The 15,189-nt window shown below is 72.2% G+C and carries 11 protein-coding genes; 3 read left to right on the forward strand and 8 right to left on the reverse strand.

Annotated elements, in window-relative coordinates; translation table 11 throughout:
• From AOQ53_RS15880 to AOQ53_RS15890, 3 genes are all read right to left on the reverse strand, one after another.
• Nucleotides 1–1,515 carry a VMAP-C domain-containing protein gene (locus AOQ53_RS15880; protein ID WP_059417888.1) on the reverse strand — a complete coding sequence of 505 codons (1,515 nt, stop codon included), beginning with the start codon at nt 1,513–1,515 and terminating at the stop codon, nt 1–3.
• A 154-nt stretch (nt 1,516–1,669) separates the two neighbouring features.
• Nucleotides 1,670–4,246 carry a polynucleotide kinase-phosphatase gene (locus tag AOQ53_RS15885; RefSeq protein ID WP_059417889.1) on the reverse strand — a complete coding sequence of 859 codons (2,577 nt, stop codon included), beginning with the start codon at nt 4,244–4,246 and terminating at the stop codon, nt 1,670–1,672.
• Nucleotides 4,243–5,706: a 3' terminal RNA ribose 2'-O-methyltransferase Hen1 gene (locus tag AOQ53_RS15890; protein WP_059417891.1), complete on the reverse strand. Its 1,464-nt coding sequence runs from the start codon at nt 5,704–5,706 to the stop codon at nt 4,243–4,245. The genes AOQ53_RS15885 and AOQ53_RS15890 overlap by 4 nt, the downstream gene beginning before the upstream one ends.
• Nucleotides 5,707–5,868: 162 nt before the next feature.
• Between AOQ53_RS15890 and AOQ53_RS15895 the strand changes: the two genes are divergently transcribed.
• Nucleotides 5,869–6,681 (forward strand): SAM-dependent methyltransferase, encoded by an 813-nt coding sequence (locus AOQ53_RS15895; RefSeq protein ID WP_174523298.1) that lies wholly within the window; start codon nt 5,869–5,871, stop codon nt 6,679–6,681.
• Between the two features lie 141 nt (nt 6,682–6,822).
• Here the strand turns inward: AOQ53_RS15895 and AOQ53_RS15900 are convergent, their stop codons facing one another.
• A complete protein-coding gene (locus tag AOQ53_RS15900) occupies nt 6,823–7,746 on the reverse strand; it encodes an LLM class F420-dependent oxidoreductase (RefSeq protein WP_059417895.1) in 924 nt (307 codons plus the stop codon).
• Between the two features lie 237 nt (nt 7,747–7,983).
• Here AOQ53_RS15900 and AOQ53_RS44625 point away from each other — a divergent pair, with 237 nt between their 5' ends.
• A complete protein-coding gene (locus AOQ53_RS44625; protein WP_167745717.1) occupies nt 7,984–8,157 on the forward strand; it encodes a hypothetical protein in 174 nt (57 codons plus the stop codon).
• Between the two features lie 44 nt (nt 8,158–8,201).
• Here the strand turns inward: AOQ53_RS44625 and AOQ53_RS15905 are convergent, their stop codons facing one another.
• The 4 genes from AOQ53_RS15905 to AOQ53_RS15920 all read right to left on the reverse strand — a co-directional run bounded on the left by AOQ53_RS15905 (nt 8,202) and on the right by AOQ53_RS15920 (nt 10,880).
• Nucleotides 8,202–8,672, reverse strand: coding sequence for a DUF6099 family protein (locus AOQ53_RS15905; protein WP_059417896.1), 471 nt, complete (start codon nt 8,670–8,672; stop codon nt 8,202–8,204).
• A 221-nt stretch (nt 8,673–8,893) separates the two neighbouring features.
• Nucleotides 8,894–9,217, reverse strand: a complete 324-nt coding sequence (locus AOQ53_RS15910; RefSeq protein WP_059417898.1) for a nucleotide pyrophosphohydrolase — start codon at nt 9,215–9,217, stop codon at nt 8,894–8,896.
• Nucleotides 9,214–10,392: an AAA family ATPase gene (locus AOQ53_RS15915; RefSeq protein ID WP_059417900.1), complete on the reverse strand. Its 1,179-nt coding sequence runs from the start codon at nt 10,390–10,392 to the stop codon at nt 9,214–9,216. Before AOQ53_RS15915 ends, AOQ53_RS15910 begins: the two co-directional genes overlap by 4 nt.
• Before the next feature lie 92 nt (nt 10,393–10,484).
• The gene (locus AOQ53_RS15920; RefSeq protein ID WP_059417901.1) at nt 10,485–10,880 is read right to left on the reverse strand and encodes a cell division protein SepF; all 396 of its coding nucleotides are present in this window, start codon (nt 10,878–10,880) and stop codon (nt 10,485–10,487) included.
• A 194-nt stretch (nt 10,881–11,074) separates the two neighbouring features.
• Here AOQ53_RS15920 and AOQ53_RS15925 point away from each other — a divergent pair, with 194 nt between their 5' ends.
• Nucleotides 11,075–15,163, forward strand: coding sequence for a bifunctional nitrate reductase/sulfite reductase flavoprotein subunit alpha (locus AOQ53_RS15925; protein WP_059417903.1), 4,089 nt, complete (start codon nt 11,075–11,077; stop codon nt 15,161–15,163).
• Nucleotides 15,164–15,189: the final 26 nt, after the last annotated feature.

Below are 15,189 nucleotides of genomic sequence, written 5' to 3' on the forward strand. Positions count from 1 at the left end.
TCAGCTGGCGAGATCGCCGGGGTCGGTGGTCTGGACGTCGACGACGCGCGTGGGGTCGTCCCAAAGGAAGCCGACGTTCCTTGCCAGGTACTGGACCGCGTCCTCCGCGCCGCTCTCGGCGTTCAGACGCATGCGGTGCATAACGGAAGGAAGCTGTACGGGCATCGTGACGGCCGCGAAGACCGCGGTCACCACCTCGCGCCTCTCCTCTATGAACACGCCTCTGCGGTCCCAGACGGCCAGCCCGACCCCCTCCGCGATCGCCGCTTTGAGTGCCTCCAGGGCGGGCGCCCCGCTCGGCGCGTCCAACAGCACTGCCGTACTTCTTGTTTCCCCCGCGAGAGAGATCTGCCACGCGCGCAGCCGCCGGGCGTCCGCTTCTCTCCAGGCGTGCACCGTGATCCCGTGCTGCTTCAGAGCCGCCCAGCGCCGCTGCCACTGCTGCCGGACCACGGCGTTGTCCGTACGCATGCGTTCCAGGCTGCGTAGATGCACTCCGTACCGCAGGCCGAGCGGAGTGGGCTCACCGTCGCCGATGGCGAACGTCAACCCGGCCACATCGTGGTTCATCAGATCGTACGGAAGGAGGAACTCTATGTACGCAGGCGGCTCCTTGAGTCCGCCCGCGTCCGGTTCGCGGGGCACCAGCCAGAGCTGGGTGCCGCGCCGGAGCGCCTTGTCGACCGCTCGGCCGAGGTCGTCCAGGGGGATCGTGTCCGGTTCGCCGGGGCGGGGATCCCAGCGGCCCGGGGTGGCGTTCGTCCAGGTCCGCACGGTCACGTCGGTGCTGCCGTCCCGGGCCGGTTCGACGGCGACAACGAGGGTGCGGGGGATGTCGGCCGACCACGCCACCGCGGCGCGTCTGTCCCGGCGCCTCGCCACCTCGGCGGTCAGGCCCACGCGTACGGCCCAGTCGTCGACCCACGCGGTCAGCGCGTGGCGGTGGTCGAGGGTCCGGGTGAGGCGGGCCGCGTGGTCGAGGAGGAGGACGGCGGGCGGCAGGCCGTCCTCCTGCACGTTCCACTCGAGGAGGTGGGCGAAGAGCTGCTCGGGGGTGAGTCCGTCGGGCAGGTCGATGCCGGCGAGTTCCTCGGCCAGCCCGTCCCGTAAGCGTGCGGCGGGCAGGTCGCCCCGGGAGAGGGCGACGCGGGCGCTCTTCTCTTCCTCTTTGGACAGCGGCCCGATCAGGGCGGGGGCAGGAGTGATCAGCCGCTCGAGCTCGTCTCCGGCCGGGGCGCCTTCGAGAATGCGGACCACCCCGACCAGTACGTGCTCGCCGCCCGGCACGCTCAACGCGGCGGTCACCAGGCTCACCACGTCCTCACGGAGCCGCACGCCGCGCAGGTCGACCGGCCGGCGGAGCTGGCCTCCGAGCAGACTGGCGAACTGCACCCTGCTCGGCGCGTCCTCCACGCAGCCCAGCTCGCAAAGGACGTCGGTGAGCTGTAACAGCAGCTCGAAATCCGGCTGACGTCCGGGTTCGCCGGACTCGCCGGGCGTCGCACCTGTCTGCACCGACTTTCCCCCTGAGTCGGTTCACCTGCCTAGACCGACCAGCGAAGTTAGCACGGCAACACACGGTTCACCAGGGACGGTTGGGACCGGGATCACGGCGTCCGGACGGATCGCGCCGAGGTGGCGCGAGCCGGCCGGACGCCGCCGCGCGGGGTCACAGCCTCGGGTCCACCGGCTCCGACTCCAGCGCCAGCACCCCGAACACCGCCTCGTGCACCCGCCACAGCGGCTCGCCCTCGGCCAGCCGGTCCAGGGCCTCCAGACCGAGCGCGTACTCGCGGATCGCCAGGGAGCGCTTGTGGTTGAGGAACCGCGAGCGCAGGCGGGCCAGGTTCTCCGGGCGCGTGTACTCGGGGCCGTAGATGATCCGCAGGTACTCGCGGCCGCGGCACTTGATGCCGGGCTGCACCAGGCGGCCCTGCGCGTCGCGGACGAGTGCGCCGACCGGCTTGACGACCATGCCCTCGCCGCCGCGGCCGGTCATCTCCAGCCACCAGTCGACACCGGCCCGGACGGATTCCGGGTCGCCCGTGTCGACGTACAGCCGCCGGGTGGTCTGGAGCAGGCCGCTCCCGTCGTGCTCGACGAGCCGGTCGAGCAGGGCGAGCTGCTCGTCGTGCGGCAGTGCGGCGAGGCTGCGGCCCTGGACCGCGAGGATCTGGAACGGTGCCAGGCGGACGCCGTCCAGGCCGTCCGTGGTCCAGCAGTAGCGGCGGTACGCCTCGGTGAACGCGGCGGCGTCGGCGGACCGTTCCCGGGTGCGGGACAGCAGTCCGGTCACGTCGACGCCCCGTGCCGCCGCGCCCTCCAGCGCGGCCAGCGCGCCCGGGAGCACCGCGCCGGACGCGGCACCCACGGCGGCGTACTGCGACCGCAGCAGCCCGGACGCCTTCAGCGACCAGGGCATCAGCTCGGCGTCGAGCAGCAGCCAGTCCGTCTCCAGGTGGTCCCAGAGGCCCGCGTCGCCGATCGCCGTGCGCACCCGGTCGAGGATCTCCTCGGTGAGGGCGTCGTCGTCCAGGAAAGGGCGGCCGGTACGGGTGTAGAGGGACCCGGTGGGGCCTCCCCCATTCTCGGCTGCGCTCGAGCGGGAGGTGCCCCCAACGCCGAAGCGCTTGCGGGCCGTCTCCGCGTCCCGGCACACCAGGGCCACCGCCCGCGAGCCCATGTGCTTCTCCTCGCACACGACCCGGGCGACACCGTCCGCCGCGTACTGCGCGAAGGCCTCGGCCGGGTGCTCCAGGTAGCCCTCGACATGCGAGGTCGCGGTCGGCGCCATCGTCGGCGGCAGGTACGGCAGCAGCCGCGGGTCCACCGCGAAGCGGCTCATGACCTCCAGGGCCGCGGCCGCGTTCTCCTCGCGGATCGAGATCCGGCCCTGGTGCCGGGTCTCCACGACCCGGCGGCCGTGCACGTCCGCCAGGTCCAGCGGGCGGCCGTCCTGCCCGCCGGGGGCCTCGGCGCGCAGCGGCTTCACCGGCTCGTACCAGACCCGCTCGGCCGGTACGTCGACCAGCTCGCGCTCCGGCCAGCGCAGCGCGGTGAGCTTGCCGCCGAAGACCGCGCCGGTGTCCAGGCAGATGGTGTTGTTCAACCAGGTCGCCTCCGGAACCGGTGTGTGCCCGTAGACAACAGCCGCCCGGCCCCGGTAGTCCTCCGCCCACGGGTAGCGCACCGGCAGGCCGAACTCGTCGGTCTCCCCGGTCGTGTCGCCGTACAGGGCGTGGCTGCGGACCCGGCCGGAGGTGCGGCCGTGGTACCTCTCGGGCAGCCCGGCGTGGCAGACGACCAGCCGGCCGCCGTCGAGGACGTAGTGGCTGACGAGGCCGTCGATGAACTGCCGTACCTCGGCGGCGAACTCCTCGCTCTCGCCCGCCATCTGCTCGATGGTCTCGGCAAGGCCGTGGGTGTGCTGGACCTTGCGGCCGCGCAGGTATCGCCCGAACTTGTTCTCATGGTTGCCGGGCACGCACAGGGCGTTGCCGGACTTCACCATCGCCATCACACGGCGCAGCACGCCCGGGCTGTCGGGGCCGCGGTCGACCAGGTCGCCGACGAAGACGGCGGTCCGTCCCTCGGGGTGGGCCCCGTCCGTGTAACCCAACTTGCCGAGCAGAGACTCCAGTTCGGCGGAGCAGCCGTGGATGTCGCCGATGATGTCGAAGGGGCCGGTGAGGTGGGTCAGGTCGTTGAAGCGCTTCTCGGTGACGACGGTGGCCTGCTCGACGTCCTCCACGCCCCGCAGGACGTGCACCTTGCGGAAGCCCTCGCGCTCCAGGTGCCTGAGGGAGCGGCGGAGTTCGCGGATGTGGCGCTGGATGACCCGGCGGGGCATGTCCGCGCGGTCGGTGCGGTCCGCGTTGCGCTCGGCGCACACGTTCTCGGGCACGTCGAGCACGATGGCTATCGGCAGGACGTCGTACCGCCTGGCCAGCTCGACCAGCTGACGGCGCGCCTCGGGCTGCACGCTGGTCGCGTCCACGACGGTGCGGCGGCCCGCCGCGAGGCGCTTGCCCGCGATGTAGTGCAGGACGTCGAAGGCGTCCTTGGTGGCGCTCTGGTCGTTCTCGTCGTCCGAGACGAGACCGCGGCAGAAGTCGGACGAGATGATCTCGGTCGGCTTGAAGTGCCTGCGGGCGAACGTGGACTTGCCGGATCCGGAGGCGCCGACGAGGACCACCAGGGAGAGGTCGGTGACGGGCAGGACGCGCCCCTCGCGTACGTCGGTCATGCCGCCTTCGCCTCCTTCGGGGTGGTCAGTGTGAACACGACCATCTGGGTGGGCGGTCCCACCTCCGGGTCGTCGGGGCCGACGGGTACGAACTCGGCCTCGTATCCGTGCCGTTCGGCCACCGCCTCCGCCCAGGCCCGGAACTCCGCGCGGGTCCACTCGAAGCGGTGGTCGCCGTGCCGGACGTGCCCGGCCGGGAGGCTCTCCCAGCGCACGTTGTACTCGACGTTGGGGGTCGTCACGAGGACGGTCCTGGGCCGCGCGGCACCGAAGACGGCGTACTCCAGGGCCGGCAGCCGGGGCAGGTCGAGGTGCTCGATCACCTCGCTGAGCACTGCGGCGTCGTACCCCTTGAGCCGGTGGTCGGTGTAGGCGAGCGAGCCCTGGAGGAGCTTGACGCGCGCGGCCTGCCGCTCGCCCATGCGGTCCAGCTTCAGCCGGCGGGAGGCGATGGTGAGCGCGCGCATCGACACGTCCAGTCCCACGATCTCCGTGAACGCCGGGTCCTTGAGCAGCGTCTGCACCAACTGGCCCTGCCCGCAGCCGAGATCGAGCACCCGGGCGGCCCCGGACGCCTTGAGGGCGGCGGTGATCGCCTCGCGGCGCTGTACGGCCAGCGGGGTCGGCCGCTCCTCTGTCTCGGTCTCCGCCTCGACCGCGTTGTCGATCTCCTCGACCTCGCTGTCGTCCGCCTCCGCCAGCCGCACCAGCTCCAGCCGCTCCGTCGCCTGCCGGGTCAGCGACCAGCGGCGCGAGAGGTACCGGCTGGTGATCAGCTTCTGCTCCGGGTGGCCGGGCAGCCAGCCCTCACCGGCGCGCAGCAGCTTGTCGACCTCGTCGGAGGACACCCAGTAGTGCTTGGCGTCGTCCAGGACCGGGAGCAGGACGTAGAGGTGGCGCAGGGCCTCGGCGAGAGTGCGGTCCGCGGACTCCAGTTCGAGACGGACGTAGCGCGAGTCGCCCCACTGCGGGAACTCGGTGTCCAGCGGCACGGGCTCGGCCGTGACCGTCCAGCCCAGCGGCTCGAAGAGCCGTCGTACGAGCCCGGGGCCGCCGCGGGCGGGCAGCGCCGGGACCTCGATGCGCAACGGCCGGGGCAGGGCGGGCAGTTCGGGCCGGGCGTTGCAGACGCCCTTCATCGCGCTGGAGAACACGTTGCTCAGCGCCACGGCCAGGAGGGAGGAGGCGGCGTACGGGCGGTCGTTGACGTACTGCGCGAGTGCCGCGTCCGGGGCGCCGCCCCGGCCCTTCCCCTTGCCGCGCCGGACCAGGGCCACCGCGTCGACCTCCAGCAGCAGCGCCGCCGTGCAGCGCTCGGCGTCCGCCTCGGGGTAGAGGACGTGGGCCGTGCCGTAGGACGTGGAGAACGCCTGCGCCTTCTCGGGATGCTTGTGCAGCAGGAAGCCGAGTTCGGTGGCGGGGCGCTCCGGGGTGCCGGTGGTCGTGATGGTCAGAAACACGGTGGGTCGACCTTTGATCAGTGGTCTGAACTGCGGATACGCCCCACCGTACAGAGCCGGCCCCGGCAGCACCCGGGAATTTTCGCTAGCCTCCTGATCGACCGGGCGTTCGAGGGGGATTCAGGAAGAGCGCCCACGCACGCGCAGATGCGGAGGCCTCACGTGACAGACGCCGGGACCAGCGGGGGACGGATCGACACCGGCAAACCCCACTCGGCACGCATGTACGACTACTACCTCGGCGGGAAGGACAACTACCCGGTCGACGCGGAGGCGGCCGAGCAGGTGATCTCCCTCTTTCCCGCGGCCAGGGAAATGGCGCGCACCAACCGCCTGTTCATGCACCGCGCCTCCCGGCTGCTGGCCGGGCGAGGCGTCCGGCAGTTCCTCGACATCGGAACCGGCATTCCGACCGAGCCGAACCTCCACCAGATAGTCCAGGGGATCGTCCCGCAGGCCCGGGTGGTGTACGCGGACAACGATCCGATCGTCCTCCGGCACGCCCAGGCCCTGCTGCACAGCGCGCCGGAAGGAAAGACCGCCTACGTCCACGGCGACGTGCGGGAACCGGGGAGGATCATCGCGGCGGCGCGGGAGACCCTCGACTTCACCCAGCCGGTCGCACTGTCCCTCGTGGCCCTGCTGCACCTGGTGGGCGACGAGGACGAGCCCGGCCGGATCGTCCGCGAGCTGCTCGAACCCCTGCCGTCCGGGAGCTACTTGACGCTCTCCCACGCGACGGGCGACTTCGACCCGGAGACCTGGGAGCGGGTCGTCGAGGTGTACCGCAAGGGCGGGACGGCGGCGCAGGTGCGCACCCGCGACGAGTTCTCGGCGTTCTTCGCAGGCCTTGAGCTGGTGGAGCCGGGGGTGGTGCTGGCCGCTCGGTGGCATCCCGAGCTCGGTGAACAGCGCGGAGGCGACGACGGGGGCGACGAGATGCCCCTCTATGTGGCGGTCGGCCGCAAGCCGTGAGGATGGCGCGAGCCGGGAACAGCGGCGCAAGCCGGGAACGGCGCCGCAAGCCAGAACCGGCGGGCTGTCCGGCGGATCGCGCTCCACGCCCGATCCGCCGGACGGCCCGCCTGCCGTCCCGCCGTACCGGCCTTGTCGGCCTTACGACAGCTGGGACTGCACCTGCGAGGAGATCAGCTCCAGGTGGTCGAGGTCGTCCAGGTCGAGGATCTGGAGGTAGACGCGGCTCGCACCGACCTCGGCGTAGCGGCCGATCTTGTCGACGACCTCGGCCGGGGAGCCTGCCAGGCCGTTGAGCTTCAGTTCGTCGGGCTGGCGGCCGATCGCCGCGGCCCTGCGGGCGACCTCCTGGTCGTCCCGGCCGACGCACACGACGAGGGCGTTGGAGTAGGTCAGGTCGTCACCGCTGCGGCCGGCCTCCTCGGCGGCGGCACGGACCCGGCCGAACTGGCGCTCGCTGTCCTCGACCGAGGCAAAGGGAATGTTGAACTCGTCGGCGTACTTCGCGGCCAGCCGCGGGGTGCGGGTGGCACCGTGGCCGCCGACGAGCACGGGGATCTTCTGCTGCGCGGGCTTGGGCAGCGCGGGAGAGTCCGTGAGGTCGTAGTACGTGCCGTGGAAGTCGAAGGTCTTGCCGAGATCCGTCGACCACAGGCCGGTGACGATCTCCAGCTGTTCCTCGAGGCGGGCGAACTTCTCCTTGGGGAACGGGATGCCGTAGGCCTTGTGCTCCTCCTCGAACCAGCCGGCGCCGAGGCCGAGCTCGACCCGGCCGCCGGACATCTGGTCGACCTGCGCGACCTGGATGGCGAGCACGCCGGGGAGCCGGAAGGTGCCGGCGGTCATCAGGGTGCCGAGCCGGATGCGCTTGGTCTCGCGGGCGAGTCCGGCCAGGGTGATCCAGGCGTCGGTGGGGCCGGGCAGACCGTCGACGGAGCCCATGCGGAGGTAGTGGTCGGAACGGAAAAAGGCGTCGAAGCCGAGCTCTTCCGTGGCCTTGGCCACGGTGAGCAGAGTGTCGTAGGTGGCCCCCTGCTGGGGCTCGGTGAAGATGCGAAGATCCATGCTTCCATCCTGCACGCCGGGGTGCGGGACGACGAGCTCGGACCCCCGTCCCGTCCGGTCCCCGGTCGGGTGAAATTACGTCCATACCGCGGGTCCCGCGTGACCGGGCCAGTGACCGGCCTAGTTGGTGATCGTTGGCTCGGGCGGAGCCGGAGCCCCCGGCTCCCGCACCGGCCGTGAGCGCCGGGGCGCCACCCGCGTCGGCCTCCCCGGGGGCCAGGGGCCGAGGAGGCCGTCATGTCCGAAGAGACCGTGCCGCAGCAGTGCGGGACCGGGCAGCCGAAAGGGCTGTTGCAGCAGATGGAGGAGCTGATGGCGGCGTTGAACGCGGACCTGTCGGCGCTGGACGCGGATCTTCAGGCGGCAGGGGACGCCGACCGGAGATCGGGCGAGGAGAAGCAGGTCGGCTGAGCTCCCCTCCCGGGGAGCGTGCCCGGGTGGGCCTTCGACAGCCGCTACCCCGCCTCTCTCTCCGGTAACACCTGTTCCCGGTCCGCGAGTCTGCGGAGCATTTCCAGGACGCGGTCCCGGGACTCGTCCGCCGCGTCGATGGCCTCCATGCACTGCCAGTACGTGCCCTCGTCGTCCGCGGCACAGGCGAGGCCCACGAGGGCGATGCCGACCTCGCCGAGGAGGCCGCCGAGGTACATCAGCGTGTGGCGGGCGTCGCCCAGCTCGGTGAGCTGGCCCGCCCGCAGCTCACCGGGGGCCAGTTCGGGCGGATCGAGAACACCGCAGCCGCGGCCCGCGAGCTCCGTCAAGCCCAGGGCCTCGCCGCGCAGTTCGGGCGGGCCGGCGACCGCGAGGCGACTCCCTATCGCCTGCGCCAGGGCCTGCGCCTGCCACACCTCGGCCAGGATCCCCGGCACGTCGCCGCCGGCGGCCAGGGATCGCCTGCTCGTCACGATGAGCCGCACCGCGTCCATGCGCTGCCCCCGTTCTGTCCGACGCGCTCCGCGCGTCCGTCCGCCCGAACTCCCTTGTTCACTACCCAGAGTGAAGGTGTGTGAGACGAAAAGCCAGAGGAAGACGGAAATCTGCGGACAACAATTCGGATTCGGACCGCATTTTGATTACACAGAGTACAAGTGGACTGTGCGGCTCCTGGAGTGGACTGTGCGACCCCTCGGAGTGGGCTGAGCGACTCCTAGATCGGGAACCTCCGCTCGTTCCGGTCGATCTTCGCGTCCAGTGCCGCCAGCGGGTCGATGCCGAGCACCTCGCACAGCTGGAGCAGATACGCGAGCACGTCGGCGACCTCGTCCGTGACCCGGTGGGCGGTGTCCGGGTCGGTCATGACGCGGGCCGACTCCTCGGGCGTCAACCACTGGAAGATCTCGACCAGTTCGGACGCCTCCACGCTGAGCGCGGCGGCCAGGTTCTTGGGGGTGTGGTACGGCTGCCAGTTCCGCGCGGCCGCGAACTCGGCCAGCCGGCGTTGCAGTTTCGCCACGTCGAGAGGTTCTGTCACGGCTTCAGGTGTACCACCGTGACGCCGTCCGTCCCGGCGGCCCAGGACGCGTCGCTCACCGTGCCGACCAGCCGGATGTGGCCGCGTTCGCACATGCGGGCCGCGAGTCGCAGCAGTTCGCCCCGCTGACAGGGATCGAGTCCCCGGTCGAGGCCGTCGGCGAGCACGGTGAGGGTCTGGAGGGCGGCGGGTACCTCACCGGCCGGGTCGACCTCCAGCACGCCGGGTCCGGTGAGCAGCACCAGTGCGAGCGCCACGTACCTCAACTCCCCGTCGCCCAGCCGGCCGAGCTCCGTCCGGATGCCGTCGCCCCGGTCGAGCGCCGCCCGCACCGTCCCGTCGGCCGACGGCTCGGCCGGCACGTCCGCCACCGGTCCGGCGCAGCCGGCGCGCACCGCCGCGACGAACTGCGTGTGCCGCCGGGCGCACTCGGTGCGGGTGCGCCACAGGACGTCGGCGAGGTTGCCGCAGCCGCCGAGCAGCCGCCCGGAGCCGGCCGGTACGGGGCCGCGCATCCGGCCGGGGTCGGGGTCGCAGGCGAAGACGGAGCGCAGCGCGACCACCATCTGCTCGGCGGCGGCCAGCACCCTGTGCTGCCCGGGCGTCCGGCCGGCCACGCGCAGCGGCAGCAGGGCGGTGCCGAGCCGGTCGTCCGGCAGCGGGCCATGGGTCACCGGCGTCGGCCCGGCCGTGTGCCAGGCGGCCTGCACCGCGGGCTTGCCGGGGTCGCGCAGGGCGGTCTCCAGCAGGACCAGTCCGCCGGCCGTCAACCGCTCACCCACGACGCGCAGCCGGGGCTCGGCCTGCACGGCGACATCGAGCCGGACCGGACCGGCGGGCCCGTCGGCCGTGCAGCCGATCCGGAAGCCGCGACGGCGCTGCGCGTCGGGCCGGGCCCGCTCCGGGACACAGGCGACGGGGTCCGGGAACGCCTCGCCGAGCCCCGCGCCTCCCCCGAGCCGGGCGAGCGCCTCGTACGCGCGCAGCGCGCTGGACTTGCCGCAGCCGCTCGGACCGGCGAGGAGGGTGAGCGGCCCGAGCGGGAGCACGGCGCCGCGGTGGCCGGCGAAAGCGGACAGCCGCAGCTCGGTGATGCGCGGCCGCTCGGGGTGCGCGGTGCCGCCCGCCGGAGGGCCGGGCGGCACGAGGGGGGTCTGAGCGGGGAGCTGGGTCATATCCGGACCGTAGGACTCCGCCCAAGGGACGAACCGTTCCGTCTCCCCGGGCTTCCTACGAACGGGCGACCCGGCCCGCCGGGCGTGTCACGTCACACCCCGGGAATCCCGACCCCCTCCATCAGCCCCGTCACCTCGGTCCCCGCCGGCGTCAGCAGGAACACGTTGCGGTCGACGCGGTGCATTCCGCTGGCCAGGCCGAAGACGACGCCCGTGCTGAAGTCGAGGACGCGCTTGGCGACCTCCGTCTCCGCGCCGGTGAGGTCGAGCAGCACCGGCACGCCCGCCATCAGGGTCTCGGCGACGTCGCGGGCGTCGGCGAAGACGTTCACGCGCAGCACGACGAAGCGGCGTCGCGTCTCCGTCTCGGCTTCGGGTATGGACCGGTGGCCGACGGAGGACGGCCAGGCATCCCGGCCCCGCAGCGGCACGACCTGGGCGAGCCCCTCCCACTGTTCGTCGGTGACATCGTGGCTGTTCACCGGCATGCTCCGTCCTGGCTCGCGCTGGCTGTCTCCATCGGCCAATTCTTGCGCACGGTCACCCGTTCGGCCCAACTGCGACACGCTCCGCCACCTCGATGCGCCTCACAACGGCCGGAACGCGGCTGTGTGACGGGCGTAACTACTCGTGATCAAGCAATGTGACACCTGCGTAACGGGACATTCGTACCGTCGACGGCATGACCACGACGCCACGGCCGCAGCAGGAGACGCAGCAGGTGCGCACCGTCTGCTCGTACTGCGGTGTGGGCTGCGGTCTTGTGCTCGACGTCGGCATGGGGCCGGACGGGCGGCGCACGGTCCTGAAGGCTTCCGGCGACAAGGCACACCCGGCGAACGCGGGCCGGCTGTGCACCAAGGGCGCCACCACGGCCGACATGCTCGCCGCGCCCGGGCGGCTGACCAGCGCGCTGGTCCGGGACGACCGGGGCGAGGAGCCGGTGCCCTCGCCCGTCGCCGACGCGATAGCCGAGACCGCCGCGCGGCTGCGGGCGATCGTCGACGCGTACGGGCCGGACGCGGTCGCTTTCTACGTCTCCGGGCAGATGAGCCTGGAGGCGCAGTACCTGGCGAACAAGCTGGCCAAGGGGTTCGTGCGGACCAACGCGATCGAGTCGAACTCGCGGCTGTGCATGGCGAGCGCGGGCACCGGCTACAAGCTGTCGCTGGGCGCGGACGGGCCGCCCGGCTCCTACGAGGACTTCGACCAGGCGGACGTCTTCCTCGTCATCGGGTCGAACATGGCCGACTGCCATCCGATCCTCTTCCTGCGGATGATGGAGCGGGTCAAGGCGGGCGCCAAGCTGATCGTCGTCGATCCGCGGCGGACCGCCACCGCCGCCAAGGCCGATCTGTTCCTCCAGCTCAGGCCGGGGACCGACCTCGCGCTGCTGAACGGCCTGCTGCACCTGCTGCACGCGGACGGGCACACCGACCCGGAGTTCGTCGCGGCCCACACCGAGGGCTGGGAGGCCCTGCCCGGGTTCCTCGCCGACTACACCCCGGCGGCGGTCGCGGAGATCACCGGGCTCGCCGAGGACGACATCCGCCGGGCCGCCCGGCTGATCGGCGAGGCCGGCAAGCAGTGGATGAGCTGCTGGACCATGGGGCTGAACCAGTCCACGCACGGCACCTGGAACACCAACGCCCTGGTCAACCTGCATCTGGCGACGGGCGCGATCTGCCGTCCGGGCGCCGGGCCGTTCTCGCTCACCGGGCAGCCCAACGCCATGGGCGGGCGCGAGATGGGCTACATGGGCCCGGGGCTGCCGGGGCAGCGGTCCGTGCTCGTGGAGGAGGAGCGGGCGTTCGTCGAGGAGGTGTGGGAGCTGCCGCCGGGGACGCTGCGGGCCGACGGGGCCGGGCAGGGCACCGTCGAGATGTTCCGGAAGATGGCCGACGGGGAGATCAAGGCCTGCTGGATCATCTGCACCAACCCCGTCGCCTCGGTCGCCAACCGCCGTACGGTCATCGAGGGGCTGGAGGCCGCCGAGTTCGTCGTCACGCAGGACGTGTTCACGGACACCGAGACGAACGCGTACGCCGATGTCGTCCTGCCCGGCGCGATGTGGACCGAGGCGGAGGGCGTCTTCGTCAACAGCGAGCGCAACCTCACGCTGACCGGGGCCGCCGCGGATCCGCCCGGGGAGGCGATGGCCGACTGGCGGATCATCGCGGAGGTCGCGTGCGCGATGGGGTACGAGAAGGGGTTCTCGTACGACAGCGCCGAGCAGGTCTTCGAGGAGATCCGGCGGTTCCACAACCCGAAGACGCAGTGGGACCTGCGCGGTGTCTCCTACGAACGGCTGCGCCGGACGCCCGTGCAGTGGCCGGCCGCGCGGGAGGACGGGCCCGAGCGCAATCCCGTCCGGTACGTGGGGGATGACGGGCTGCGGTTCCCGACGGCGAGCGGTCGTGCCGTCTTCTTCGCCCGGCCGCACCTGCCGGCCGCCGAGATGCCGGACGACGACTATCCGTTCGTGCTGAACACCGGGCGGGTGCAGCACCAGTGGCACACGCTCACCAAGACCGGGAAGGTCGCCAAGCTCAACAAGCTGAACGCCGGGCCCTTCGTGGAGCTCCATCCGCAGGACGCCGACGCGCTCGGGGTCGCGGAGGGCGATCTGGTCGAGGTCGCCTCGCGGCGCGGACGGGCCGTGCTGCCGGCGGTGGTGACGGACCGGGTGCGGCCGGGCTGCTGCTTCGCGCCCTTCCACTGGAACGACCTGTTCGGCGAGTACCTGAGCATCAACGCGGTGACGAGCGACGCGGTGGATCCGCTGTCGTTCCAGCCGGAGTTCAAGGTGTGCGCGGTGTCGCTGGCGAAGGTGGCGACGCCCTTGCGAGAGGCGTCCGGGCACCAGGCGGCGAGCGCCGTACGCGAGGAACCGGCCGGGGCTCTGACGCCGACGGCCGTCACCCCCGCCGGGACCGACCCCTTCGGCCTCCAGCCCTCCCCTCCCCCGGTCCTGTCCGCCCAGGAACGCCAGTACCTCACCGGCTTCCTCGCCGGGCTCGGCTCGGGTGCCCCCGGCGTTCCGGTGCTTCCGCCCGACGCGCCCTTCACCCCCGAGCACGCCCTGTGGGTCAACGGGGTCCTCGCCGGCATGTACTCGCGCTCGGCGCCACCGGCCGCCCCCGCGCGGGAGCCGTCCGGCCGTGAGGTCGTGGTGCTGTGGGCCTCGCAGACGGGGAACGCCGAGGAGTTCGCCACCGCCACCGCCGAGCGGCTGACCGCGACCGGGCACCGCACGACCCTCGTCGGCATGGACGAGGCCGACGTCGCCGCGCTCGCCCGCACGGCGGACCTGCTCTTCATCACCAGCACCTTCGGGGACGGCGACGCGCCCGACAACGGCACCGGCCTGTGGGACTCCCTCTCCGGCGAACGGGCCCCGCGGCTGGACGGGGTGCGGTACGCCGTGCTGGCCTTCGGCGACTCCTCGTACGACGACTTCTGCGGGCACGGGCGCCGGCTGGACGCGCGGCTCGACGAGCTGGGCGGCGTGCGGCTGGCCCCGCGTACGGACTGTGAGCCGGACTACGGGGACTCCGCAGGGGCCTGGCTCGACCACGTGCTCTCGGCGCTGGGCGGTCCGGCCGCCGCCCCGGCCGACGCCCCGGCCTCGCGACCGGAGCAGAAGCCCAGTCCGAAGCCCGCCGCCACGGTCGTCCGGCTCGTCGGCAACCGGCTGCTCAGCCGGCCGGGCGCGGGCAAGGAGGTCCGGCGGTTCACCTTCGACACCAGCGGGACGGACCTGGCGTACGAGGCCGGGGACGCGCTCGGCGTGCGGCCGGTCAACGCGCCGGACCTCGTGGCGGAGTGGCTGGCGGTGACCGGGCTGGACGCCGGGACGGCCGTGGAGCTGGCGGGTGCCGGCGAGGTGCCGTTCGCCGAGGCGCTGGCGCGGCACCTCGACATCACGAAGATCACCCCGGACCTGCTGCGGTTCGTCGCCGAACGCGCCCGGGACAAGCACGAGTTGCGCAGGCTGCTGCGGCCCGACAACAAGGACGGGCTGGCGCAGTGGTGCTGGGGGCGGCAGGCCGTGGACGTGATCGCCGAGTACGCGGTGCGGGCGAGTGCCGAGGAGTGGGCCGGGGTGCTGCGCAAGCTCCAGCCGCGGCTGTACTCCATATCGTCCAGCCCGCTGGTCGATCCGCAGCGGGTGTCCCTGACGGTGTCCGTGGTGCGGTACGAGAACCTGCACGGGCGTCAGCGCGGCGGGGTGTGCTCGCCGTTCCTCGCCGACGCGGGGGCGGACACCGAGGTGCCGGTGTTCGTGCAGCGCTCGCCGCACTTCCGGCCCCCGGCCGACGCGTCGACGCCGATGGTCATGGTCGGCCCCGGCACCGGCGTCGCGCCGTTCATCGGTTTCCTCCAGGAGCGACGGGCCCTCGGGCACCGGGCCCCCAACTGGCTGTTCTTCGGCGAGCAGCACCGTGCGACGGACTTCTACTACGAGGACGAGCTGACGGCTCTGCTCGACGAGGGCACCCTCACCCGTCTGGACACCGCCTTCTCCCGCGACCAGCGCAACAAGGTGTACGTACAGGACCGGATGCGCGAACACGGGCCGGAGCTGTGGCACTGGCTGCACGACGGCGCCCGCTTCTACGTCTGCGGCGACGCCTCCCGCATGGCCAAGGACGTGGACCGGGCTCTGCGGGACATCGCGGTGGCACACGGCGGGCTGAGCGAGGCGGAGGCCGCCGCGTACGTGAAACAGCTGGCGGCGGACAAGCGGTACGTGCGGGACGTGTACTGAGCGGGCGGCGTCTCCCAGACGGTTCC

It is taken from the genome of Streptomyces azureus (assembly GCF_001270025.1).
Lineage (GTDB): Bacteria > Actinomycetota > Actinomycetes > Streptomycetales > Streptomycetaceae > Streptomyces > Streptomyces azureus.